This is a genomic window from Caballeronia sp. GAFFF2, assembly GCF_023631485.1.
Lineage (GTDB): Bacteria > Pseudomonadota > Gammaproteobacteria > Burkholderiales > Burkholderiaceae > Caballeronia.
The window spans coordinates 1-1,453 of the sequence record NZ_JALQDA010000080.1 but is presented as its reverse complement, the minus strand read 5'-3'; the positions used below and the strand labels follow the sequence as shown (position 1 = coordinate 1,453).

Genomic DNA, 1,453 nt, shown 5'->3' with positions numbered 1-1,453 from the left:
GGCGGATTCAACCGGTCGTCGCAACACTGGATTGTTGAACAGATTTTAGGTATTCGTCCAGAGCTTCTGCAGGCGTCTTCCATCCAAGAGTTTTTCGCGGCCTTGAGTTCAACGTATTAGCAACAGCTTGGATTTCGCGAGCACTCCACCGGGACAGGTCTGTGCCTTTTGGAAAGTACTGTCGCAAAAGGCCATTCGTGTTCTCATTCGTACCGCGCTGCCATGGGCTTTGCGGATCAGCGAAGAATACCTTCACGCCGGACTCGATGGTGAAACGGGCGTGATCGGATAGCTCCTTTCCCCGATCCCAGGTTAATGATCGCCACAACTCAGCAGGCAAGTCAGTCACAGTCCTCTTGAGTGCGTTGGCCATCGTGACGGCCCCATAGCCGGCTAGCGCAGGCCCGTTCTTTGTGCGCGGAATCAACCCGTAGCCTTTTTCTCGAGGTAAATGCACGAGCATCGTGAAACGGCTTGATCTTTCTACCAGCGTACCGATGGCGGACCGATTCAAGCCAATGAGGAGGTCGCCTTCCCAATGGCCCGGCACTGCACGATCTTCCGCCTCTGCAGGCCGACTGGAAATCATGACCTCCTCGCTGACGTGCGCCCACGCTTTGGCACGCGCCCTCGCTCGAGGAACGCGCAACGCGCGCCCGGTGCGCAGGCAGCCAACCAGCTCGCGCTTGAGTGCGCCGCGCCCTTGAATATAAAGCGCTTGATAAATGGCTTCGTGGGAAATGCGCATCGATTTATCATCCGGGAAATCTACTTGCAATCGATGGGCAATTTGTTCAGGTGACCAACCATTGACCCACTTTCGGTCCCCGCGATGCGGTTTATTTCGCCCATTAAACGGCCTCTGCCTAGGCCCGTCAATTTTACGACCGTCAGCGTCATGTACCTTGCCCTCCAAGCGCTCCTGTACATATTGACGCAGTTCTACATTAGTCGCCAGTTTCGCGGGCTTGGGTCGTTTAGCGAACCGTTCTGCCTTCCACTGCGCCACCGATGCACGATACTCGAGACATCCACCTCGAGTCGCAGCATTGCGCATCAGTTCTCGCGAGACGGTTGACGGACTGCGTCCGATACGTCGAGCGATCTCGCGCACTCCAAGTCCTTGCACGGAGAGCAAGGCTATCTCTTCTCGCTCAGGGAACGACAAGTATCGACCAACGATTGATTTGGACATGAATAGTGGCATGCCGCCACGATAGCGAAACCAGCGCGAGCCCACCGCTTGAGATGCACCTACCGCCTGCGCTGCCTTCTCGCTTGTAATGCCAGTCGCGATCTGTTGCCAAAAGCGACGCTCGATCTCATTTCCAAGCGATGGCGCGCCCGGCGAGTACATCGCTGCTCGACCGGTCAACCGATATACCTGCTTTGCACTTCGCACCATGCAACACTTCCTCGATTGAAGGTGTTGCGACGACCGGTTGAATCCGCC

General features: G+C 56.4%; 1 protein-coding gene. It reads right to left on the bottom strand.

What is annotated here, in order from left to right; all coding sequences use genetic code 11:
* Positions 1 to 7 precede the first annotated feature (7 nt).
* Positions 8 to 1,405: an IS30 family transposase gene (locus tag NCT04_RS34180; protein WP_250470260.1), complete on the bottom strand. Its 1,398-nt coding sequence runs from the start codon at positions 1,403 to 1,405 to the stop codon at positions 8 to 10.
* Positions 1,406 to 1,453: the final 48 nt, after the last annotated feature.